Source organism: Streptomyces sp. NPDC003300, assembly GCF_040610915.1.
In the GTDB taxonomy this organism is placed as follows: Bacteria; Actinomycetota; Actinomycetes; order Streptomycetales; family Streptomycetaceae; genus Actinacidiphila.
In genome coordinates, this window is the sequence record NZ_JBEXNE010000001.1 from 340,887 (window position 1) to 362,154 (window position 21,268).

The following is a 21,268-nucleotide window of genomic DNA, read 5'->3' on the forward strand; positions in this document are numbered from 1 at the left end:
ATGACCACCTCGCAGCGCGTTCCCGCCCTGGGTTCGCATCCGACCGCAGGCGCCAACCCCGGCAGGGCCGAGACCCGGGATCTGCTCGGCCGTGCCACGTACGACCTGCTGGTGATCGGCGGTGGCATCCTCGGCATCACCACCGCCTGGCACGCCGCGCAGTCGGGGCTGCGGGTGGCCATGGTGGACGCCGGTGACTTCGCCGGGGCCACCTCCTCCGCCTCCTCCAAGCTGCTCCACGGCGGCCTGCGCTACCTCCAGACCGGCGCGGTGAAGCTGGTGGCGGAGAACCACCTGGAGCGGCGCGCGGTCTCCCGTGACATCGCGCCGCATCTGGCCAACCCCCTCACCTTCTATCTGCCGGTCTACAAGGGCGGCCCGCACGGCGCGGCCAAGCTCGGCGCGGGCGTCTTCGCGTACTCGGCGCTGTCCGCCTTCCGCGACGGCGTCGGCCATGTGATCAGCCCGGCCAAGGCCGCGCGGGACGTGCCCGAACTGCGGACCGACAATCTGCGCGCGGTCGCCGTCTACGAGGACGGGCAGATGAACGACGCCCGGATGGCGCTGATGACGGTACGGGCCGCGGTCGACGCGGGCGCGACCGTGCTCAACCACGCCGAGGTCACCGGGCTGCGCTTCACGCGGGGCCGGGTCACGGGCGCCGATCTGCGCGACCGCGTGGACGGCACCGAATTCGGGGTCGACGCGCGGCTGGTGCTCAACGCCACCGGGCCGTGGGTGGACCACCTGCGGCGGATGGAGGACCCGGCCGCGGCGCCGTCGATCCGGCTGTCCAAGGGCGCGCACCTGGTGCTCAAGCGGCACTCGCCGTGGCGGGCGGCGCTGGCCACCCCGATCGACAAGTACCGCATCACCTTCGCCCTGCCCTGGGAGGACATGCTGCTGCTCGGCACCACGGACGAGGTGTACGAGGGCGATCCGGCCGATGTGCGGGTCACCGAGGCCGACATCGCGCAGATCCTGGACGAGGCGGCCTTCTCCGTCCGCGACCAGCAGCTCTCCCGCGACCTGATCACGTACTCCTTCGCGGGTCTGCGGGTGCTGCCCGGCGGTCCCGGCGACACCTCGAAGGCCAAGCGGGAGACGGTCGTCACCGAGGGGACCGGCGGCATGCTGTCGGTGGCGGGCGGCAAGTGGACCACCTTCCGGCACATCGGCCGCACGGTGATGACCAAGCTGGCCGAGCTGCCCGGGCATCCGCTGTCCGACGACATGGAGCCGATGTCGTCGCTGCCGCGCCGGGCCCCGCTGCCCGGTTTCGCCAGCCCCGACGCGGTCGCCCACCGGCTGCTGATCGACGGCGACGCGCCGGGACCGCGCATGGCGGCCGACACCGCCAGGCACCTGGCCACCCACTACGGCTCGCTGGCCTTCGACATCGCGCGGCTGGCCAACGAGGACCCGGAGCTGGCCCGGCGCGTGCACCCGGACGCCCCGGAGATCTGGGCCCAGGTCGTCTACGCCCGCGACCACGAGTGGGCGCAGGACGCGGACGACGTGCTGCGGCGGCGGACGACGCTGACCATCCGCGGTCTCGACACGCCGGAGGTGCGGGAAGGGGTCGAGCGGGTGCTTCGCCGGGACTAGGAAGTGGGGGCCGCCGTCCCTGCGGGCGGTTCCGTCGCGGCGGCCTCGGCCGTCCCGGCGGGCTGGGCCGTCCCGGCGGTCAGGCGGTCGAGTTCGGCGAACAGGGCGGTCGGGGCGGGGCGGCCGGTCCTGGGCAGCAGGGTCAGCCAGCGGTCGCGGCCCTCGTGCCAGAGGCTCACGGGGTTGGCCTCTGCCACGGCCGCGATCGTACGGGCGGGCAGCTCGGCCTCCGCGGCGCGCGACGGCGTCAGCCAGTGCGCGGTGCTGTCCTCGGCGAGCCGGGCCATCCACAGCACATGGCGGGCCGCGTGCCAGAGCGCGTCCCGCGCGCGCAGGTGCTCGCCGCGCGCGGTGACGTGCAGCGCGAGCACCAGCCAGTTGGCGAACCGGCCGCACAGGTCGGCGATCTCGTCGGGCGCCGCGGGGAGCACGGGGTGCTCGGGCACCGCTTCGAGCACGGGCGTCAGCAGCCCTTCGCGGTCGACGACCACCATCCGCTCGACAGCGGCGCCGCGCGCGGGCCAGGTGGCGACCGTCGGGATGTCGTCGGTGGTCGCGAAGTGGAATTCGCCGCGCACCGGGCCCGGGAAGAGCACGACATGGCTGCCGAATTCGTTGAGCAGCACCAGATTGGCCGGGGCGATCTCCCGGCACCACTGCTCGGGGTCCACTTCCGCGCGCCGCTCCGGGTCGAAGAAGAGCCAGAATTCGACGTCGCTGTGGGCGTCGCCCTCCCCCGCGGCGAAGGAGCCGTACATCAGTGCCGCGCCGAGGCGTTCGTCGGCGCGGCACATGTCCCGTACCCGGGCGATGAGGTCGTGCTGGATCATGCCGCCCAGTATGGGTCGCGGCCGGACAGGGCGACAGCGGTTTCGAAGTCGGTGGCCCCGGCGGGCGGTGCGACCGGTTCCGCGAAGCCCTTGTACTGCCGGAACATCTCGGCCTGCTCGCGCACGACGGCCAGCAGCAGGGCGCCGGACTTCTCGTCGGCCCTGAACTCCTGCCCGGTGGCCTTGGCGACGTCCCAGCCGTGCAGCAGCAGCTCCATGAAGAGCATTCCGGCGATGTCCTTCGCGGGCATCGCCATGCCGCCCATGTCCAGCTCGCCCTCCCATGCGGCCGGGTCGGCCCAGGCGTCCGCGGCCCGGTCGAGCTGCCGCGCGTAGGCGGCGGCCCAGCCGGGCTCCGAGGTGAAGTCGCGCTCGCCGAGGTCGGCGGGGTGCGGCTCCTTGCGGGCGCGCAGCTCCATGCCGAGGCCGGTGTACGCGACCCAGTGGTTGATCAGGGTGCGGGTGTCGTAGTCGGGACAGGGCGTGGGACCGGTGAGCTGGTCGTCGGTGATCCCGGCGGCGACCCGGGCGGCCTCCGCGGCACTGTCGGCGATCTGTGCGTGGAAGTTCATGCCCTCGACGCTAGGCGCGACCGGGGACGGCGGTCTTGAAGAAACGCGACACCCGGCCCGTGTCGCGTGGCCGCGCCGTTGTCGGTGCCCGAGCGTGCCCGAGCGTGCCCGCGCCGTTGTCGGTGGCCGCGTTTACAGTGACGGGCATGAGCGGGCACGGGCTGGGGCGCGGGGTGCTGAGGCCGGAGGCGACGGGCGGGCGCGTCGAAGTACGGCGGCAGCAGCCGCGGCCCGCGCTGGCGGCTCTGGTCGACTTCTACTGGAATCCGCGCTGGGACCTGCGGGGGCGGCCGGACCACGAGCAGAAAGTGCTCGCCCACCCCAATGTCCATCTGGTCTTCGAGGCCCCTGAGCCACTGGTGTACGGGGTGCAGCGGGGGGTGTTCAGCCGCGTGCTGCACGGGCGCGACCAGGTGTTCGGGGTGAAATTCCGGCCGGGCGCCTTCCGGCCGTTCATCGACGGGCCGGTGGCGGAGCTGGCCGACCGCGCGGTGCCCGCGGCCGGTCTGCTGGGCGGCCCGGCCGGGGCCGTCGAGGCGCTGAGCCGGGAGATCCTGGCACTGGACGACCTGGCGGCGATGACGGCGCTGGCCGAGGAGTATCTGCTGGAGCTGCTGCCCGGCACCCGGCAGGACCCGGTGGTGGCCGAGGTGGCGGACCTGGTCGAGAGAATCGAGAGGGGTGTCCCCCCGGCCGATGAGCGCGGGAGGATCACCGCCGGCCCGCAGTTCTTCCGGGTGGACGAGCTGGCCCGCGAGCTGGACCTGCCCGTACGGCGGCTCCAGCGGCTCTTCGCGGAGTACGTGGGGGCGAGCCCCAAGTGGGTGCTGCGCCGGGCCCGGCTGCACGAGGCCGCGGCCCGCGCGGACGGCGGCGCCGACATCGACTGGGCCGCGCTCGCCGCCGACCTGGGCTATGCCGACCAGGCGCACCTGACCCGTGACTTCACCGCGGCGGTCGGCGCGCCGCCGAGCCGGTACGCGAGCCGCTGAGCCCGTACGGGGGGCGGTTCGGCCGGTACGCGGGCGGCTGTGCCCGGTTCCGGCCGTTGTTAGGCGTTCCGGCGCGCCGGGCCCATAATGGGGCCTCATACATCGGAGGTCTGGCGGCGGCGGGACCTGAACAGGGGAGGCGCTGATGGCGGTCACCGACGAGGCCATCGAGAGGATCAAGGAGATGATCGTCTCCGGGGCGCTGCGTCCGGGCGACCGGCTCCCCAAGGAGAGCGAACTCGCGGCCGAGCTGGGGCTGTCCCGCAACTCCCTGCGTGAGGCCGTCCGCGCCCTCTCGCTGATCCGCATCCTCGACGTCCGCCAGGGCGACGGCACCTACGTCACCAGCCTCGACCCGCAGCTCCTGCTCGAAGCCCTCAGTTTCGTCGTGGACTTCCACCGCGACGACACCGTGCTCGAATTCCTCGCGGTCCGCCGCATCCTGGAACCCGCCGCCACCGCGATGGCCGCCGTCCGCATCTCCGTCGAGGAGCTGGACGCCCTCGAAGGCAAGCTGGACGCGCTCGGCCCGCAGCCGTCCGTCGAGGAACTGGTCGCCTCCGACCTGGAGTTCCACCGCGGCATCGTCCAGGGCTCGGGCAACTCCGTGCTCTGCTCGCTGCTCGACGGTCTGTCAGGACCCACCACCCGCGCGCGCGTCTGGCGCGGCATCACCCAGGTCGACGCCGTCAGCCGCACGCTGCACGAGCACCGGGCCATTCTCACCGCCCTGCGCGACCGCGACGCCGAGGCTGCCCGTTCGTGGGCGACGGTGCATGTCGCCAGCGTGGAGCAGTGGCTTCGCTCAACGCTTTAGCCCTCCGGGCGGGGGTGGGAAGGGCGCGAACCCTGTGCGTTCGCCCTCCACGGGGCTTCGCTTTCCGCCCCTAGAACTCGGCCTGCCGCCCCGGCAAACGAACCGTCCGGGGCCGCGCCTCTGGGAACAGGCGCTGCACTGGCTCAGGGGCCCGACGGGGGCAGGTTCAGGGCGTAGAGGCGAGCGGCGTTGCGGCCGAGGACGGCGTCGCGGGCGGCGGGGGTGAGAGGGGAGAGGGCCGCCTCGGCGAGGGCGACGACGGAGGAGTAATCGGCGGCGAGGGTGCACACGGGCCAGTCGGAGCCGAAGAGGAGCCGGTCGGGCCCGAAGGCGGCCAGGAGATGGCGGGCGTAGGGCAGCACATCGGCGACGCGCCACCGGCGCCAGTCGGCCTCCGTGACGAGCCCGGAGAGCTTGCACCAGACGTTCGGCAGCGCCGACAGCTCGGTCATGGAGGCGGCCCACGGCTCCCAGCCTCCGCCGCCGATCGGCGGCTTGGCCCCGTGGTCGAGGACGAACCGCACCTCGGGCAGCGCCCGCACCGTGCCGATGGCGACGGGGAGCTGGTCGACGGTGACGAGCAGGTCGTAGACGAGCCCCGCGGCGCCGACGGCGGCGAGGCCGGACCTGACATCGGCGCGCGCCAGCCATCCGGGGTCGGCCTCGTCCTGGACCTGGTGCCGTATGCCGACCAGGGGTCCGAGGGCGGCCAACGCGCCCAGGGTGCCGGGGAGTTCGGGCGAGGTGAGGTCGGCCCAGCCGACGACCCCCGCGACCCGGCCACCGGAGTCGCGGGCGAGGGCGAGGAGTTCGCGGGTCTCGTCGAGCGAGGAGCTGGACTGGACGAGCACGGTGGCGTCGATCCCGTGCGCGTCCAGCAGCGGAAGGAGTTCCGCGAGGCGGAACGTCCGGGCGATGGGGTCGAGTTCAGCCCCGGTCAGCCACGGCTGGGGGCGCCGTTCGAGGTCCCACAGATGGTGGTGGGCGTCGATCCGCATCCGGTCAGGCCCCCTCGGCGGGAGCCCTGAGCGGCAGCGGCGCGTCCTTGTCCAGCAGCCCGCGGGCGACCAGCGCGTGCCAGAGCGCGTCCGGGATGTCGTACGAGAACAGCTCCGCGTTGTCGCGCACCTCGGCGGCGTTGGCGGCGCCCACCACGGCCGAGACCACCGAGGGGTGCGCGAAGGGGTAGCGCAGCGCGGCGGCGCGCAGCGGGACGTCGAACTCGGCGCAGACGGCGGCGATGTGCTGGGCGCGGGCCAGGATCTCCGGTGGCGCTTCGACGTAGTTGTAGTGTGCGCCGGGTCGCGGGTCGGCCAGCAGGCCCGAGTTGTAGACGCCGCCCACGACGACCTTCGTACCGCGCCGTTCGCAGGCCGGCAGCAGGTCGTCCAGCGCGGTGCGTTCCAGCAGCGTCCAGCGGCCGGCGCACAGCACGACGTCGACATCGAGGTCCGCGACGAGGCGGGCGAGGATGTCGCTGTAGTTCATGCCGAAGCCGATGGCCTTGACCACGCCCTGGTCGCGCAGGTCGGCCAGGGCGGCGAAGCCGGTGTCGTAGATCTCCGGCAGGTGGTCCTCGGGGTCGTGCAGATAGACGATGTCGACGGCGTCCACGCCGAGCCGTTCCAGGGAACCCTCCAGCGTGGCGCGGATGCCGTCGGCGGTGTAGTCCCACTCCCGCGCTCGGGCCGGGGAGTCGGTGAAGCCCTGGCCGTCCGGGGCCTCGCCCGGCCGCAGGTCGCGCAGCCTGCGGCCGACCTTGGTGGAGAGCACGTACGTGGAGCGGTCCCGTCCGGCCAGCGCCCGGCCGAGCCGTTCCTCGGAGCGGCCGAGACCGTAGTGCGGCGCCGTGTCGAGGTACACGGGCCCCGCGGCCCCCGTCTCGAAGGCGGCGGCCACGGTGGCCTCGGCCTCCTCCTCGGTGACGGCGCGGTAGAGGTTGCCCAGCGGCGCGCAGCCGAGGCCGAGCCGGGGCAGTACCGGTACGGGCATGGTGACGTTCTCTCCCTCGGGTATCCGGTCAGTCCTGCTTCTCGCCGCTCGCGAAGCGGGAGATGATCAGCGCGACGATGATGATCGCACCGTAGAGGAACTTGTCCCACAGCGGCGGCACACCGCCCAGCGTCGTGACGTTCACGACGAGTTGGAGCGCGACGACACCGGTCAGGGCGCCGAAGAGGGTGCCCTTGCCGCCGTTGAGGCTGACGCCGCCGATCACGGTGGCGGCGAAGACCTGGAAGATCCAGCCGTTGCCCTGGGTCGAGGAGATCGCGCCGTAGTGGCCGACGTAGAGCACACCGGCGAAGGCGGCGAGCAGGCCCGCGACGGCGAGGACGACCCAGGTGATGAGGTCGACCCGGATACCGGCCGCGCGGGCCGCCTCCTTGTTGCCGCCGATCGCGTAGAGCGCCCGGCCGTGCCGCAGATAGCCGAGCGCCAGGCCGCCGAGGACGAAGAGCACCAGGCAGATCCAGACCGCGGCCGGGGCGCCGAGCCAGGACGCGCCGCCGAGGTAGGAGAAGGACGCGGGCACCTCGACGATGGACTTGCCCTGGGATATGCCGTCCTGGAGGCCGCGGAGCATGGTCAGCATGCCGAGGGTGGCGATGAAGCCGTTGACCCGCAGTTTCAGGATCAGGAATCCGTTGAAGCCGCCGATGAGCACGCCCACCAGCAGGCAGAGCGGGATCGAGGACCAGCCGGGCAGCAGTCCGATGCCGTGGTAGGTGGCGGAGCCGGTGCTCGGCATCACCAGCCACATGGCGATCACGGGGGCCACGCCGATGGTGGACTCCAGCGACAGGTCCATCCGGCCGGAGATCAGGATCATCGCCTCGCCGAGCACCAACAGGCTCAGCTCGCTGCACTGTTGGAGGACGCCGAGGAGGTTGTCGGAGGTCAGGAAGGTGGGCGACACGATGAAGCCGATGACGCCCAGCAGCAGGATCACCGGCAGCAGGGACAGGTCCCGGTAGCGGGTGAGCTGGATACGCGGCGCCGGCCGCCGGGTCTTGTCCGGTACCGCCACATCGGCGGTCAACTGACTGGTGTCACTCATTCCTCGGCTCCCTCGTCGCCGCCCGAGGGCAGCCCTTCCATGGCCGAGACCAGGTCCCGGTCGCTCCATCCGCTGCCGAACTCGGCGATCACCCGCCCGTGGAAGAGCGCGATCACCCGGTCGCAGACCCGCAGGTCGTCCAGTTCGTCGGAGACGATCACGGCGGCGTCGCCGCGGTCCGCGACGCCTCTGACCACGCCGAGCAGCGCGTCCTTGGACTTCACGTCCACGCCCGCGGTGGGCCGGACGGCCACCAGCACGCGCGGGTCGCGGGCCAGGGCGCGGGCGATGACGACCTTCTGCTGGTTGCCGCCGGACAGGTCGGCCACCGGCTGGGCCGGTCCCGAGGTCTTGATGTCCAGCGAGCTGATCATGCGCTGTGCGAATTCCCTGGTCCTGGACGGCAGGACCGTGCCGTACGGGCCGAGTTGGTCGGTCACGGTGAGGGTGGCGTTCTCCGCGACGCTGCGGCCGAGCACCAGGCCCTGCCGGTGCCGGTCCTCGGGTACGTAGCCGATCCCGGCGCCGAGCGCGTGCGGGACGCTGCCGGGTCGCACGGCCTTGCCCGCGACCAGGGTCCGGCCGCCGGTGGCCTTGCGCAGCCCGACCAGGGTCTCGCCGAGCGCGGTGTTGCCGCTGGCGGTGGCCCCGGCCAGGCCCAGCACCTCGCCGGGGCGTACGGCGAAGTCGATGCTGTCGAAGGCGCCGTCGAGCACGAGCCCTTCGGCGCGCAGGACGGCGTCCCCGGTGTCCGCAGCCACCTTGGAGACCGGCACCGACAGCGAGGTGGACAGCGCCTTGGACGCCGACTCGTCGGCCGACCCCCGTGCGTGCCAGGCCAGTTCGGTCTGCGCCGCCTCACCGGTCATCGCCTCGACCAGTTCCGCCTTGCTCAACTCGGCGACGGGCGCGGTCACGACATGGCGGGCGTCACGGTAGACCGTGACGGTGCTGCACAGGTCGTAGACCTCCTGGAGGTGGTGCGAGATGAACAGGAAGGCCACGCCCTGCTGTTGGAGGCCGCGCAGCTTGGTGAAGAGCCGCTCGATGCCCGCCGCGTCGAGCTGCGCGGTGGGCTCGTCCAGGATGATGAAGCGCGCGCCGAAGGACAGGGCCCGCGCGATCTCCACGAACTGCCCCTGCTCGACGGTGAGATCACCGGCGCGCGCGGTCGGGTCGACGTCGACCCCGTACTCGGCGAGCAGGTCGCGGGCCCGGCCGCGCAGCGCGGACCAGCGGATCCGGCCGCGGCCGAATCTGTTCAGGAACAGATTCTCCGCGACGGTCAGATCGGGGACGACCATCGACTTCTGGTAGACGCAGGCCACTTTGGACTGCCAGGCGGCGGTGTCGCCGGGCGCGGGGGCGGGCTTCCCGAGGAAGGAGACCCGCCCGGCGTCCGGGGCGTGCAGCCCGGTCAGCACGGAGACCAGGGTGGACTTGCCCGCCCCGTTGCGGCCGACGAGCGCGTGCGAGTCGCCGGCCGCGACGGTGATGCCCACCCGGTCCAGGGCCACGGTGGCCCCGAACCGTTTGACGATGCCCTCCGCGTGGACCGCGGGGAGCGGTACGGCCTCGGCCATGGGTCAGCTCTTCCCGAGCTGGTTGGCCCACAGGCTCGCGTCGTCCACGTTGTCCTTGGTGACCAGCGGGGCGGGGAGCTGGTCCTCGAGACCGTTGGGGATCTTGATGATCGTGGAGTCGTGGTCGGTCGGGCCCGGCTGGAAGGTCTTCCCGGCCAGTGCCTCCTTGGCGTAGTACAGCGCGTACTTCGCGTACAGGTCGGCGGGCTGGGAGATGGTGGCGTCGATCTGCCCGGCCTTGATGGCCTTGAACTCCTCGGGGATGCCGTCGTTGGAGATGATCGTGATGTGTCCGGGCGTGCCCGGCGGCTTGAGCAGGTTCTTCTGCTGGAGCAGCGCGAGGGTCGGCTGGAGGAAGACCCCGCCGGCCTGCATGTAGATGCCGTTCAGGTCCGGGTCGGCGGCCAGCGTGGTCTGGAGCTTGGCCGAGGCGGTGGCGCCGTCCCAGTTGGTGACCAGCGGGATCACCTTGATGTTCGGGAATTTGCTCTTCATGCAGGCGGCGAACGCCTCCGAGCGGTCGCGGCCGTTGATCGAGGACAGGTCGCCCTCGAACTCCGCGATCTTGCCCTTGCCCTTGAGCTGTTCGCCCAGGTACTCGCACGCCTTCGTGCCGTACGCCTTGTTGTCCGCGCGGACGACCATGTACACCGGGCCCTTGTCGGGGCGGGTGTCGACGCTGATCACCGGGATCTTCTTCTTGGCCATCTGCTCCAGAGTGGAGGCGATGGCGCCGGTGTCCTGCGGGGCCATCACGAGCGCCTTGGCGCCCTCGTTGGCGAAGCTCTGCACGTTCGCGACGAGCTTGCCGATGTCGTTCTGCGAGTTGGTGCGGGGCAGGGCCGAGACGTCACCGGCCTTGACGCCCTTTTCTATGTAGCTGTTGTACGAGTTCCAGAAGTCGCTGTCGGAGCGCGGCAGGTCGATGCCGACCTTGCCGGAGCTGCCCGCCTTGCTGTCGCTTCCCCGGTTGCAACCGGCGAGCGCGGTGACCGCGAGCAGTGCGGCACAGGCGGCCACGGTCGTTCTGCGCAGTCTCATCGTCGAGCCCTGCCCTTCGAATTGTGTGTCGGCTCTGCGGAGGATGTGGTGCGGGGGCGGTGCCTGAGGTGCGGAGGAGCTGACGTACGGAGGAGCTGACGTGCGGAGGAGCTGAGGTACGGAGGAGCTGACGTGCGGAGGAGCTGACGTACTTGGGGACAACTGCCGTGCGCGGAAGCCGGGGTGGCGGCTCAGCTTCCGGCGGGGCGCAGGCGCAGTCCCTGCATTCCGCCGTCGACGGCGAGCGCGGTTCCGGTCACGCTCGCCGCGGCGGGACTCGCCAGGTAGACGATGGCCGCGGCGACCTCGTCGGCGGACACCAGCCGTCCCAGGGGCTGGCGTGCGTCGAGTGCCGCGCGCTCGGCGGCCGGGTCCTCGGCCTGGTCGAGGAGGCGGCCGATCCAGGGGGTGTCGGCGGTTCCGGGGTTCACGCAGTTGACCCGTACGCCCTCGCGTACGTGGTCGGCGGCCATCGCCAGGGTGAGGGCGAGCACCGCGCCCTTGCTCGCGCTGTACAGCGCCCGCTGCGGCAGTCCCGCGGTCGCGGCGATCGAGCAGGTGTGGGTGATGGAGGCGCTGCCCGGCCGGGCGGCGGCGGCCTCGCGCAGGTGCGGCAGGGCGGCGCGGGCGGTCCGCATCATGCCCATGACGTTGATGTCCAGCACGCGCTGCCACTCGTCGTCCGGGTTGTCCTCGACGGTGCCGATGGCGCCGATCCCGGCGTTGCTCACCACGATGTGCAGGCTGCCGAGTTCGGCGACGGCCGCGCCGACCGCGGCCCGTACGTCCTCGTCCGAGGTGACGTCGGCGGTGACGGGGACGGTGCCGCTCGGCGCGCCCGCGGTGTCGCGGTCGAGTACGGCGACGCGCGCGCCGCGGGCGGTCAGCAGCGCCGCGGTGGCGGCGCCGATCCCGGAGGCGCCCCCGGTGACGAGGGCGGTGAGGCCCGCGAGGTCCTGGGCGGCGGAGGCGGCGTGCATCGGATCGGCGCTGGTGCTCATCGGGTCAGCTCCTGTCGGGCCTGTCGCGCCTGCCACACCGGGCCGTCCGGGTAGCGGTAGTCGGCGAGCGACTCCGGGACCATACGGGCGGAGAAGCCGGGCGCGGCAGGGGCGCGGTATCGGCCGTGGTCCATCACCACGGGATCGGTGAAGTGTTCGTGCAGGTGCGGGACGTACTCGATCACCCGGTTGTCCCAGGTGCCGGAGACGGCGACGTAGTCGAACATCGACAGGTGCTGGACCAGTTCGCACAGGCCCACGCCGCCGGCGTGCGGGCAGACCGGGACGCCGAATTTGGCGGCGAGCAGCAGGATCGCGATGTTCTCGTTGACCCCGGCGACGCGGGCCGCGTCGATCTGGACGAAGTCCACCGCGCCGGCCTGGAGGAGCTGCTTGAACACCACGCGGTTGGCGACGTGTTCGCCGGTCGCGACCGGCACCGGCTGGCCCGCGCGGATCGCGGCGTGCGCGAGGACGTCGTCGGGGCTGGTCGGCTCCTCGATCCAGTACGGGTCGAATGGCGCCAGCGCCCGCATCCAGTCCACGGCGTCGGAGACGTCCCAGCGCTGGTTGGCGTCGACGGCGATCCTGATGTCGGGGCCGACCGCGTCGCGGGCCAGCCGCATCCGGCGCAGGTCGTCGTCGAGGTCGCCGCCGACCTTGAGCTTGATCTGCTGGAAGCCCGCGGCGACGGCCTCCTTCGACAGCCGGGTCAACTTGTCGTCGGAGTAGCCGATCCAGCCGGGTTCCGTGGTGTAGGCGGGGTAGCCGCGACGGCGCAGTTCCGCGGCGCGCTCGGCGCGGCCCGGCTCGGCGCGGCGCAGGATCTCCAGCGCCTCGTCGCGGGTCATGGCGTCGCTGAGGTAGCGGAAGTCGACCATGTCCACGAGCTGTTCCGGGCTCATCCCGGCCAGCAGTTCCCAGACCGGCAGTCCGGCCCGGCGGGCGGCCAGGTCCCAGGCGGCGTTGACCACCGCCCCGGCGGCCATGTGCATCACGCCCTTCTCCGGGCCGAGCCAGCGCAGTTGGGAGTCGTGGGTGAGCAGCCGGTAGAAGCCGCCAAGATCACCCGTGACACTGTCCACCGAGCGGCCGACCACGTAGGGTCGCAGTGTCCTGATCGCCGCGGCGACGACGTCGTTGCCGCGCCCGATCGTGAAGCAGAGACCGTAGCCCGCCAGGCCGCCGGGCGAGTCCGTACGGAGCATGACGTAGGCGGCGGAGTAGTCGGGGTCGGGGTTCATGGCGTCCGAGCCGTCGAGCTGCTCCGAGGTCGGAAAGCGGATGTCGTACACGTCGACCTCGGTAATGGTCGGACTCATGCACACCCCCGTCGTGAGACATCGGATCTTTTCTTGATGATCCGATGTATAGCGGCGCGCGGGGCCGGAAGTCCAGGGGCGGGGCCAAACTTTGTGGGCAACAGATCGGATGTCTCACCTGGTGGCGCTGCCGGTGACTCATCGGGGGCCGCGCTGGGGATCATCCAGCTACGAGAACCACGGCACCGGCCTCGGTACGCCGTAGGCTGGTGCCGCACGTGCAGGAACAGCAGCCGGTACGGGGACGGCACCGCTCCCCTCCGGTCGGAAGGAGGCGCTGGGTGATCGAGCTCGAGGGGGTACCCGAGCTGATCGACCCGGTCATGGTGGCCGCGTTCGAGGGCTGGAACGACGCCGGGGACGCCGCCTCGACCGCGGTCGGGCACATGGACCGGGAGTTCAAGGGCGAGGTCTTCGCGGCGCTCGACGCCGAGGACTACTACGACTTCCAGGTGAACCGCCCCACGGTCTGGATGGACGCCGGGGTACGGCGGGTCGTATGGCCCACGACCCGGCTCTCGGTCGTCAGGATCACGACGCCCAAGCCCCGCGACCTGGTGCTGGTCCGCGGGATCGAGCCCAGCATGCGCTGGCGCTCGTTCTGCAACGAGATCCTGGGCTTCGCCCACGAGCTGGGCGTCGAGATGGTCGTGGTGCTGGGCGCGCTGCTCGGCGACACCCCGCACACCCGGCCGGTCCCGGTCACCGGGGTGACCTCGGACCCCGACCTGGCGACGACGCTCAATCTGGAGGAGTCGCGCTACGAGGGGCCGACCGGCATCGTCGGCATCCTCCAGGAGGCGTGCACGCACGCGGGCATCCCCGCGGTGAGCCTGTGGGCGGCGGTGCCGCACTATGTGTCGCAGCCGCCCAACCCCAAGGCCACCCTGGCGCTGCTCAACCGCCTCGAGGACCTGCTCGACCTGCGCATCCCGCAGGGCGAGCTGCCCGAGGACGCGCGCGCCTGGCAGGTCGGCGTGGACCAGCTCGCCGCCGAGGACAGCGAGGTCGCGGAGTACGTCCAGACGCTGGAGGAGGCGCGGGACACCGCGGAGCTGCCCGAGGCGTCGGGTGAGGCCATCGCCAAGGAGTTCGAGCGCTATCTGCGCCGCCGCGACCCGCAGGCCGGGGAGTACGCGAGCGAGGGTGACGGCGGGGTGCCGCAGTTCCGGGACCGTGCGCAGTCGCCGCGGCTGGACCCGGACAGCGGCGCGGGCGCGGGCACGGACACCGATACGGACGACGGCGCCGACAAGGACGCCGCAGCCGAGGCCGACAAGAAGGCCGACCACAAGGCCGCAGCCGACGCCGACGCCGACACGGAGACCGAGGCCGAGGCCGCCAAGGACGGGGAAGGCGACCTGGACGCCCCAAACGGCGACGGGGACGGCCGCGAGGAGTAGACCGCGCGACGGACGGGAGTGAGGGGGCGCGCCGCGCGCACCCCCTCACCCCCAACCGGTCACGCGCAGTGGAACCGCGCCCCCGCCCAGTCCCCGTGGTCACCGCTGAGTGACGTCGCCGCCGGGGTGATCTTCAGATGGACGTGCCGGGCCCCGGTCACCGGTACCGACACCGGCACGGTGGCGGACGCCCCGGTGAGCACGGGCGAGGTCCACAGCGTGACGCCGTCCGCGACGACGGAGAAGGTCACCGAGCCGTAGCCGTCGATCTCGTCGTCGATGCCCACGTCCGCGGTGAACACCGAGCACCGGCCGCCGAGGTACACCTCGACGTCGGAGGCCGCGTGCGCCCCGATGCCCTTGGCGTACGTCGTCCCGTCCAGGGTCAGCGTGTGCCCGTCGGCCGCGCCCGACTCGCCGTTGCTGCGGTCGCGTTCCGGCGGCCCCCAGCCGTTGGTCGAGGTCAGCCAGGTCAGATCCCCGGCATACGTGTCGGCCGTCGGCGGCGTGGGCATCGCCGCGACCGCGAACGGCTGGACGGCGACCCGGCCGGGCGCCGACGACAGGTAGTCGGCCCGCGCGGTGAGCACGGCCTGTCCCGCCGTGACCCCGGCGGGCGGTGTCACCGAGAAGCGCAGCCGCTTGGTGTTCCCCGCGGTCAGCACGGGCACGGTCTGCGGCGCCGACACCTTCCAGCCGTCCGGCGCCCGGAGCGAGACCTTGGCGCCGACCACCGGCAGCTTGCCCGCGGTCAGGTCCACGGCGACGTCGGAGGCGACCCCGGCGCCGGTCTCCTGGCCCGCGGGCGCGGAGACCACCGCGGCCGAGCCCGGCACGCGTCCGCCGAGCGCGCTGGAGCCCGCCAGCCGCAGCCGGAACGCCTGCGCGGTGGACCGGGTCGCGGTCTTCACCCGGACCACTCCCCCGCGGTCGGCGGGGTCGTACCACCAGCCCTGCGTCGCCTTGTCGAAGGCGGCCTCGGTGCCCAGCCGGGGCAGCACCTTGCTGTCGAGCAGCACCGCGCCGGGCGCGTCACCGGTGTGCAGGGTGAACGCGTACGGCCGGGCGGTCTGCTTGCCCCGGAAGTCGCCGACGCTCGCGCCGACGTCCACCGTCACCTCGCCCGCGCCGGACTTCGGCGCGGTGACCGTGACCTTCTGCCGCGCGTACTTCCCCGCGCGGCTCTGCCGGGTCACGCCGTCGTCCTCGTAGAGGGTGAAGGACGAGGTGCCCTGCGGGTAGACGTCCCAGGCCACCGGGGAGTCGGCCGTACGGTCCCGGTACGACCTGATGCCGGGCCACATCGGCACGGCGGCACCGGCCTTGACGAACAGCGGCAGGGTGCCCAGCGGCGCGCTGTAGCTGTCGACCGTGGTCGGCCCCTGGTAGATCCGGCCGGTCCAGTAGTCGGCCCAGGTGCCCTTGGGCAGGTAGATGCCGTCGCGCACCGCGGAGTCCTCGTAGACCGGCGCGACCAGGAAGTCCTGCCCGGACAGGAACTCGTACTTCGCCGCGTCGGTCGCCGCCACCGGGTCGTCCGGGTACTCCAGCGCCAGCGGGCGCACCGCGCCGACACCGGTCCTGTTCGCCTCGGCCGCGTAGCTGTACATGTACGGCAGCAGCGACTCCTTGAGCTTGAGGTACTGGCGGTTGATCGAGGTGTACGGCTCCCCGTACTGGTAGGGCTGCTTGTCGCTGGCGGCCCAGCCGTCCATCGTCATGACGGCGGGCAGGAAGGACTTCCACTCCAGGTCGCGGGTGTACGTGTCGGCGCTGCCGCCGAAGATGCCGTCGATGTCGCCCGAGGTGTAGGCCAGGCCCGACATCGTGGCGCCCGCGTAGGTCGGGATCTGCCAGCGGATGTAGTCCCAGGTGCCGTACTGGTCGCCGGACCACTGCACGCCGCAGCGCTGCGCGCCCGCCCAGCTCTCCGGCGCCCAGGTGAAGCCGCGGGCGTCGCTGTTGTCCTCGATGCCCCGGTAGGCGTCCTTGCAGCCGTCCAGCGCGTGCTTGTAGCCGTCGCCGACCCAGGCGACGTCGAGCTTGGCGACCCGCTGGCCCGCCTTGACCTGGTCGGCGAGCTTGTCCAGGCCGTCCTCGGTCCACAGGCCGAGCTCCATGTCCTGCTTCGCCAGGCCCGCCGACGTCTCCGGCAGGTTCTCGTACCCGCAGCCGTAGCCGTCGTTGACGAGCATCCAGCCGTTGGGCATGTCGTTGGCGGTGTAGTCGGCGGCCACGTCGAGCGCGTCGAGGGTGTGGCGTTCGCCGCGGTTGGCGTTGTGCAGGTAGCAGTCGGAGTCGCCCGGCTCCAGGCCGTAGACCGGGGGCAGGAAGGGCTTGCCGGTCAGCTTGGTGTAGTCGCCGATCACCCGCTTGGCGTCGCCCGCGAAGTAGTAGGCGTCGAAGCGCTGTTCCTCGGCGCTCGCGGTCACCGGCTCGCCGAAGCTGTAGGTGTTGGGCGCGTAGGTGTTGCGGAAGACGCCGTATCCGGCCGTGGAGAGGTAGAACGGCACGGAGTTGGGGTGCCCGCCGTCGTTCCAGTTGCCGTCCACGCCGACCTGGACGGTCTGGCCGCGGTGCGAGGTGTTGCCGCGGCCGTTCTGCATGCCGCCGCCGTAGAACTGCTCGGCCGCGCCGCGGTCGAGGGTCTGGGTGGTGCTGTCCTTGGTCCAGCTCAGCGGCTTCGTCTCGGACCAGACCCGGGTGCCGTCGGCCCGGTAGAGGGCGAAGCGCAGCGGCGCCTTGTAGGCCCGCAGCGTGACGGCCGAGGTGCTCAACTCGTAGGCGTCGCCCGCGTCCTTCCAGCGCGTGGCGGGCGGCGCGCCCTGCGGCAGGACGATGTCGTCGCCGGTCGGATCGGTGAAGGCGCCGTCCGGGGCCAGTTCGATGCGGAAGGTGTCGGCCGACACGAAGCTGACCCGGGCCAGGGCCTGACCCGCGTGCAGCCGGTAGACGGCGCCGGCGTGGTCGAAGCCGGTCACGTCCCCCACGGAGGTCTCGGCGGTCGCGGTGGGTGCGGCGGCCTGCGCGCCGCCGGGTCCCGTGAAGGCCATGAGCAGACCGAGCACGGCTGCACCGACCAGCGCCACTCTAGTGCGCACTCTTGTTTGCATGAAGCGTGTTTAGCGCAAAATCGAGCATGGGACCATGGGCGGAACGGAAGCGGAACGGAAACCGCCCTCGGACTCCGGCTGAGTCCAAGGGCGGTCACGGGTGGGTCGGTTGGGGTGTGCGGACTACAGCGCGACTCCGAGCAGCGCGTCCACCGTGCGCGACACCAGGCCGGGCGCGCCGGTCTCGGTGCCGCCCTCGGACTCCTGCGCGGCGGCCCAGCGGTCCACGGCGGCCAGGGCGCGCGGTGCGTCGAGGTCGTCGGCCAGCGCCTCGCGGATCTCTTCGAGCAGCGCGTCGGCGGACGGCCCGTCCGGCCGGGAGACGGCGGCCCGCCAGCGCGCGAGCCGCTCGACCGCCTCGGCGAGCACGGCGTCGGTCCACTCCCAGTCGGCGCGGTAGTGGTGGGCGAGCAGCGCGAGCCGGATCGCCGCCGGGTCGACGCCGTCGCGGCGCAGCGTGGAGACGAAGACCAGATTCCCCTTGGACTTCGACATCTTCTCGCCGTGCAAAGCGACCATCCCCGCGTGCACGTACGCCTTCGCGTACGGGTACTCGCCGGTGAGCGCCTGGGCGTGCGAGGCGCCCATCTCGTGGTGCGGGAAGGCCAGGTCGGAGCCGCCGCCCTGGACGTCGAATCCCATGCCGAGGTGGTCGAGCGCGATGGCCACGCACTCGATGTGCCAGCCGGGGCGGCCGGGGCCGAGCGAGCCGCCGTCCCAGCTCGGCTCGCCCTCGCGGGCGCCCATCCACAGCATCGGGTCCAGCGGGTTCTTCTTGCCCGGCCGGTCCGGGTCGCCGCCGCGCTCGGCGGAGAGCGCGCGCATCGTGGCGGCGTCGAGCCCGGAGACCTTGCCGAAGTCGGGGTCGGCGGCGATCGCGAAGTACGTGTCGACGCCGAGTTCGTACGCCGCGCCCGCGTCCCGCAGCCGCTCGATCAGCGGGACGATGCCCGGAATGGCCTCGACCGCGCCGATGTAGTGGGCGGGCGGCAGCATCCGCAGCGCGGTCATGTCCTCGCGGAACAGCGCGGTCTCCCGCTCGGCCAGCTCGACCCAGTCGACGTCGGTCGCGTTGGCCCGCTCCAGCAGCGGATCGTCGATGTCCGTGACGTTCTGGACGTACTCCACCTGGCGCTTCGTGTCGAGCCACACGCGCTGCACGAGGTCGAACGCGTTGTACGTGGCCGCGTGCCCCAGGTGAGTGGCGTCGTAGGGGGTGATCCCGCAGACGTAGATCCGGGCCACCGGGCCCGGATCGATCGTCAGCGGCCCACCGGTCGCGGTGTCGTGGAGACGGAGTGCGCGTCCAGTGCCGGGAAGGGCGGGGACGTCGGAAGCGGGCCAGGCATGCATGTCATGAGATTAACCGTGCAGACGACTGGCAAACGAACCGGAGCTGGGGCAATGCCGGACGAGGCGGCTCGGGCGCGCTGCCGGAACGCTCTCCTGGACGGCCCGGAGCGCCCCGCTTCAGACCGGCGGCCAGGGGATCGACGGCCACTCGCCGCCGGGCTCGGGATGCACTCCCGACCGCAGCAGCCGCTCGGTCCTGGCCCGTACGGCGGCCGTCTCCGCGGGGGTGATCAGCTCGGCGAGCCGGTCGCCGAGCGCCCCCGACAGCTCCGCCTGGAGCTTGCGCAGTACGGCCACAGCCTCGTCCGGCAGCGGCTCGCCCGCCCAGCCCCACAGCAGGGTGCGCAGCTTGTCCTCGGTGTGGAACGTCACTCCGTGGTCGATGCCGTAGAGCCGCCCGTCGGCGGTCTGGAGCAGGTGGCCGCCCTTGCGGTCGGCGTTGTTGATGACGGCGTCCAGCACGGCCAGGCGGCGCAGGCGTATGTCGTCGGCGTGCACCAGCAGGGCGGTGCGGCCGTTCTCCAGCCGGGCCTCGACGACGGGCTTCCAGCCGGGGGCGGGCTCGGTGTCCTCGGTCAGCCCGAAGAGCTCCGGCTGCGCGGGGTCGGTGTCGGCGTCGGTGTCGGAATTGGTGTCGGCGGCGGCGTACGGGGCCTCGTCGGGGCCGGCTTCCGTATCCGTATCCGTACCCGAATCCGTGTCCGCGGTCAGGTCCGGCGGGTCGATCCAGAGCTGGACCATGCCCTCGCCGTACGGTCCGTCGCGCAGCACGGTGGGCGGCACCAGGCCCCAGCCGGTCGCCTCGGAGACCAGGTACGCGGCCACCTCGCGCTGGGCCAGGGTGCCGTCGGGGAAGTCCCACAGCGGGCGTTCCCCGGCCACCGGCTTGTACACGCAGGCGAGCGCGCGGCCCTCGTACTCGGTCTCGCAGAACAGCACGGCGTTGGAGGCGTCGCGCACCTGGCCGCGCACGGTCAGCTCGCCGTGGACGAGGGCCTCGGTGCCGGGGCTCAGGCCGACCTCCGGTACCCGTTCTGACGCGGGCATACGTGTCCTTCCGGGTCCAGGGGGAGGCTGCACAGCGGGCACGGCGGGCGCCCCGCGGAGACCACGTCGAGCGCGCGCTTGGCGAAGGAGCGGGCCTGGGCGCCGGTCAGCAGGACGCGCAGCAGCGGCGGGCCGTTCTCGTCGTCCTGGAGCAGCTCTTCCTCGGCCGCCTCCAGGTCGTCCTCGTCCTCACCGGACAGCTCGACCAGCGCCTGCGCCTCGATGACCATCCGCTCGTGGGCGCCGTCCCAGGCCAGGGCCATGGTGCCGACCCGGAACTCCTCCTCGACGGGGGCGTCCAGCGGGGCGGAGTCGGCCAGTTCCGCGGGGGCGACGGCGGGCACCGAGGCGTTGCCGCCCGACCTGCGCACCACCTCGTCCAGCAGCTCGTCCACCCGCTCGGCGAGCGCCGCGACCTGCGTCTTCTCCAGCGCCACGCTGGTGGTCCTGCCCGCCGCGGTGGCCTGGAGGAAGAAGGTCCGCTGACCCGGCTGGCCGACTGTCCCGGCCACGAAACGGTCCGGCTGCTCGTAGAAGAAGACCTGACGGGGCACGTCCCGCTCCGTTATCTCGACTGAATCGCTGCTTTGGCGCGATGCGTTCTGGTGGCATTCACTGGTTCCACTGCCGGTCCCCCACCCTACTGCGGAAGCTGATCACAGGGCGCCGGTGGAGCCTCCGACGACCGCGTCGTCCTCGTTGTCCTGCGGCTTGTCCCGCGGCGGGGGCGGGATCAGCGGGGTCAGGTCGCCGGTGTCGCCGAGGCGGAGCAGGAAGGGGCGGTACGGGGTGTAGCGGATGACGGTCACCGAGCAGGGGTCGGTGCTGATCCGCTGGAAGAGGTCCAGGTGCATGCCGAGCGCGTCGGCGGCCAGCGACTTGATGATGTCGCCGTGCGAGCACACCAGGTACAGCGCGTCGGGCCCGTGCTCGGCCTCGATCCTGGCGTTCCAGTCCCGTACGGCGTCCACCGCGCGGGCCTGCATCGCGCGCAGCGACTCGCCGTTCTCACCGGGGAAGACGGCCGCCGAGGGGTGCCGCTGGACGGTCGCCCACATCGGCTCCTCCGCCAGTTCTGCCAGCTTGCGGCCCGTCCAGTCGCCGTAGTGGCACTCGCCGACCCGCTCGTCGGTGTGCAGCGGCAGCTCGGGGCGCGTGTCGAGCAGCGGTCCTACGGTCTCCTGGCAGCGTTGCAGCGGACTGCACACGACGGCGGCGAGCGGCAGTGCGGCGAGCCGGGCGGCGAGCACGGTCGCCTGGGCCCGGCCGGTGTCGTCCAGGGCGACGCCAGGACTCCATCCGGCCAGCACTCCGTCGGCGTTGGCGGTCGACCGGCCGTGCCGGACAAGGATCACGGTGGGCATGCCCGCCACCGTAACCCTTCCGCCGCCGACCCGTTGTGCTGGGTGACGGCCGTGGCGGGGAAGATCCCCCCGAGCCCCCACCACGGCCGCTGAATTCCCTGCGATCCACTGCCCCCGGCCTAGCCCTCGCCGACTTGCCTCATAGGTAAGGTCTAGGGGTCGGG

At 72.3% G+C, this 21,268-nt stretch carries 18 protein-coding genes; 4 read left to right on the forward strand and 14 right to left on the reverse strand.

Translation table 11 applies throughout. The features are described 5' to 3' along the window. A complete protein-coding gene (locus ABZX65_RS01275) occupies positions 1 to 1,608 on the forward strand; it encodes a glycerol-3-phosphate dehydrogenase/oxidase (protein ID WP_355333038.1) in 1,608 nt (535 codons plus the stop codon). Here ABZX65_RS01275 and ABZX65_RS01280 read toward each other — a convergent pair. Further along, positions 1,605 to 2,438 (reverse strand): hypothetical protein, encoded by an 834-nt coding sequence (locus tag ABZX65_RS01280; protein ID WP_355333040.1) that lies wholly within the window; start codon positions 2,436 to 2,438, stop codon positions 1,605 to 1,607. The two genes, ABZX65_RS01275 and ABZX65_RS01280, sit on opposite strands and share 4 nt — an antisense overlap. Further along, a complete protein-coding gene (locus ABZX65_RS01285) occupies positions 2,435 to 3,010 on the reverse strand; it encodes a TIGR03086 family metal-binding protein (protein WP_355333042.1) in 576 nt (191 codons plus the stop codon). Before ABZX65_RS01285 ends, ABZX65_RS01280 begins: the two co-directional genes overlap by 4 nt. A gap of 146 nt (positions 3,011 to 3,156) precedes the next feature. Here ABZX65_RS01285 and ABZX65_RS01290 point away from each other — a divergent pair, with 146 nt between their 5' ends. Together ABZX65_RS01290 and ABZX65_RS01295 are read left to right on the forward strand one after the other, a co-directional pair. Then, a complete protein-coding gene (locus ABZX65_RS01290; RefSeq protein ID WP_355333044.1) occupies positions 3,157 to 4,002 on the forward strand; it encodes a helix-turn-helix domain-containing protein in 846 nt (281 codons plus the stop codon). A gap of 145 nt (positions 4,003 to 4,147) precedes the next feature. After that, positions 4,148 to 4,819, forward strand: a complete 672-nt coding sequence (locus tag ABZX65_RS01295; protein WP_355333046.1) for a FadR/GntR family transcriptional regulator — start codon at positions 4,148 to 4,150, stop codon at positions 4,817 to 4,819. 143 nt (positions 4,820 to 4,962) lie between these two features. Here the strand turns inward: ABZX65_RS01295 and ABZX65_RS01300 are convergent, their stop codons facing one another. The 7 genes from ABZX65_RS01300 to ABZX65_RS01330 form a co-directional block, all read right to left on the reverse strand. After that, on the reverse strand, positions 4,963 to 5,817 hold the full coding sequence (locus ABZX65_RS01300) for an amidohydrolase family protein (RefSeq protein ID WP_355333048.1): 855 nt from the start codon (positions 5,815 to 5,817) through the stop codon (positions 4,963 to 4,965). 4 nt (positions 5,818 to 5,821) lie between these two features. Continuing rightward, entirely contained in the window at positions 5,822 to 6,811 is a 990-nt protein-coding gene (locus tag ABZX65_RS01305) for an aldo/keto reductase (protein ID WP_355333050.1), read from the reverse strand. A 28-nt stretch (positions 6,812 to 6,839) separates the two neighbouring features. After that, on the reverse strand, positions 6,840 to 7,877 hold the full coding sequence (locus ABZX65_RS01310) for an ABC transporter permease (protein WP_188282963.1): 1,038 nt from the start codon (positions 7,875 to 7,877) through the stop codon (positions 6,840 to 6,842). After that, the gene (locus ABZX65_RS01315; RefSeq protein WP_355333052.1) at positions 7,874 to 9,460 is read right to left on the reverse strand and encodes a sugar ABC transporter ATP-binding protein; all 1,587 of its coding nucleotides are present in this window, start codon (positions 9,458 to 9,460) and stop codon (positions 7,874 to 7,876) included. The genes ABZX65_RS01310 and ABZX65_RS01315 overlap by 4 nt, the downstream gene beginning before the upstream one ends. Before the next feature lie 3 nt (positions 9,461 to 9,463). Then, complete coding sequence (locus tag ABZX65_RS01320; protein ID WP_355333054.1) at positions 9,464 to 10,501, reverse strand: sugar ABC transporter substrate-binding protein; 1,038 nt, start codon at positions 10,499 to 10,501, stop codon at positions 9,464 to 9,466. A gap of 191 nt (positions 10,502 to 10,692) precedes the next feature. Then, entirely contained in the window at positions 10,693 to 11,502 is an 810-nt protein-coding gene (locus tag ABZX65_RS01325; RefSeq protein ID WP_355333056.1) for an SDR family oxidoreductase, read from the reverse strand. Then, a complete protein-coding gene (locus ABZX65_RS01330; RefSeq protein WP_355333059.1) occupies positions 11,499 to 12,824 on the reverse strand; it encodes an L-fuconate dehydratase in 1,326 nt (441 codons plus the stop codon). Before ABZX65_RS01330 ends, ABZX65_RS01325 begins: the two co-directional genes overlap by 4 nt. 281 nt (positions 12,825 to 13,105) lie before the next feature. Between ABZX65_RS01330 and ABZX65_RS01335 the strand changes: the two genes are divergently transcribed. After that, positions 13,106 to 14,227, forward strand: coding sequence for a PAC2 family protein (locus tag ABZX65_RS01335; protein ID WP_355333061.1), 1,122 nt, complete (start codon positions 13,106 to 13,108; stop codon positions 14,225 to 14,227). Positions 14,228 to 14,286: 59 nt separating this feature from the next. Here ABZX65_RS01335 and ABZX65_RS01340 read toward each other — a convergent pair whose 3' ends face one another. The 5 genes from ABZX65_RS01340 to ABZX65_RS01360 form a co-directional block, all read right to left on the reverse strand. Then, positions 14,287 to 17,340 (reverse strand): NPCBM/NEW2 domain-containing protein, encoded by a 3,054-nt coding sequence (locus ABZX65_RS01340; protein WP_355333063.1) that lies wholly within the window; start codon positions 17,338 to 17,340, stop codon positions 14,287 to 14,289. Between the two features lie 123 nt (positions 17,341 to 17,463). Further along, entirely contained in the window at positions 17,464 to 18,693 is a 1,230-nt protein-coding gene (gene mshC, locus ABZX65_RS01345) for a cysteine--1-D-myo-inosityl 2-amino-2-deoxy-alpha-D-glucopyranoside ligase (RefSeq protein ID WP_355333066.1), read from the reverse strand. A gap of 117 nt (positions 18,694 to 18,810) precedes the next feature. Further along, a complete protein-coding gene (locus tag ABZX65_RS01350; protein WP_355333069.1) occupies positions 18,811 to 19,740 on the reverse strand; it encodes an SCO1664 family protein in 930 nt (309 codons plus the stop codon). Next, the gene (locus ABZX65_RS01355; RefSeq protein ID WP_355333071.1) at positions 19,704 to 20,294 is read right to left on the reverse strand and encodes a DUF3090 domain-containing protein; all 591 of its coding nucleotides are present in this window, start codon (positions 20,292 to 20,294) and stop codon (positions 19,704 to 19,706) included. The genes ABZX65_RS01350 and ABZX65_RS01355 overlap by 37 nt, the downstream gene beginning before the upstream one ends. Positions 20,295 to 20,396: 102 nt before the next feature. After that, on the reverse strand, positions 20,397 to 21,104 hold the full coding sequence (locus tag ABZX65_RS01360; RefSeq protein WP_355333073.1) for a histidine phosphatase family protein: 708 nt from the start codon (positions 21,102 to 21,104) through the stop codon (positions 20,397 to 20,399). Positions 21,105 to 21,268 lie beyond the last annotated feature (164 nt).

Bases quoted from the DNA above. Each gene is read 5' to 3' on its own strand.
- ABZX65_RS01275 (WP_355333038.1), top strand. From the start codon at position 1: ATGACCACCTCGCAGCGCGTTCCCGCCCTGGGTTCGCATCCGACCGCA.
- ABZX65_RS01280 (WP_355333040.1), bottom strand. From the start codon at position 2,438: ATGATCCAGCACGACCTCATCGCCCGGGTACGGGACATGTGCCGCGCC.
- ABZX65_RS01285 (WP_355333042.1), bottom strand. From the start codon at position 3,010: ATGAACTTCCACGCACAGATCGCCGACAGTGCCGCGGAGGCCGCCCGG.
- ABZX65_RS01290 (WP_355333044.1), top strand. From the start codon at position 3,157: ATGAGCGGGCACGGGCTGGGGCGCGGGGTGCTGAGGCCGGAGGCGACG.
- ABZX65_RS01295 (WP_355333046.1), top strand. From the start codon at position 4,148: ATGGCGGTCACCGACGAGGCCATCGAGAGGATCAAGGAGATGATCGTC.
- ABZX65_RS01300 (WP_355333048.1), bottom strand. From the start codon at position 5,817: ATGCGGATCGACGCCCACCACCATCTGTGGGACCTCGAACGGCGCCCC.
- ABZX65_RS01305 (WP_355333050.1), bottom strand. From the start codon at position 6,811: ATGCCCGTACCGGTACTGCCCCGGCTCGGCCTCGGCTGCGCGCCGCTG.
- ABZX65_RS01310 (WP_188282963.1), bottom strand. From the start codon at position 7,877: ATGAGTGACACCAGTCAGTTGACCGCCGATGTGGCGGTACCGGACAAG.
- ABZX65_RS01315 (WP_355333052.1), bottom strand. From the start codon at position 9,460: ATGGCCGAGGCCGTACCGCTCCCCGCGGTCCACGCGGAGGGCATCGTC.
- ABZX65_RS01320 (WP_355333054.1), bottom strand. From the start codon at position 10,501: ATGAGACTGCGCAGAACGACCGTGGCCGCCTGTGCCGCACTGCTCGCG.
- ABZX65_RS01325 (WP_355333056.1), bottom strand. From the start codon at position 11,502: ATGAGCACCAGCGCCGATCCGATGCACGCCGCCTCCGCCGCCCAGGAC.
- ABZX65_RS01330 (WP_355333059.1), bottom strand. From the start codon at position 12,824: ATGAGTCCGACCATTACCGAGGTCGACGTGTACGACATCCGCTTTCCG.
- ABZX65_RS01340 (WP_355333063.1), bottom strand. From the start codon at position 17,340: ATGCAAACAAGAGTGCGCACTAGAGTGGCGCTGGTCGGTGCAGCCGTG.
- mshC (WP_355333066.1), bottom strand. From the start codon at position 18,693: ATGCATGCCTGGCCCGCTTCCGACGTCCCCGCCCTTCCCGGCACTGGA.
- ABZX65_RS01350 (WP_355333069.1), bottom strand. From the start codon at position 19,740: ATGCCCGCGTCAGAACGGGTACCGGAGGTCGGCCTGAGCCCCGGCACC.
- ABZX65_RS01360 (WP_355333073.1), bottom strand. From the start codon at position 21,104: ATGCCCACCGTGATCCTTGTCCGGCACGGCCGGTCGACCGCCAACGCC.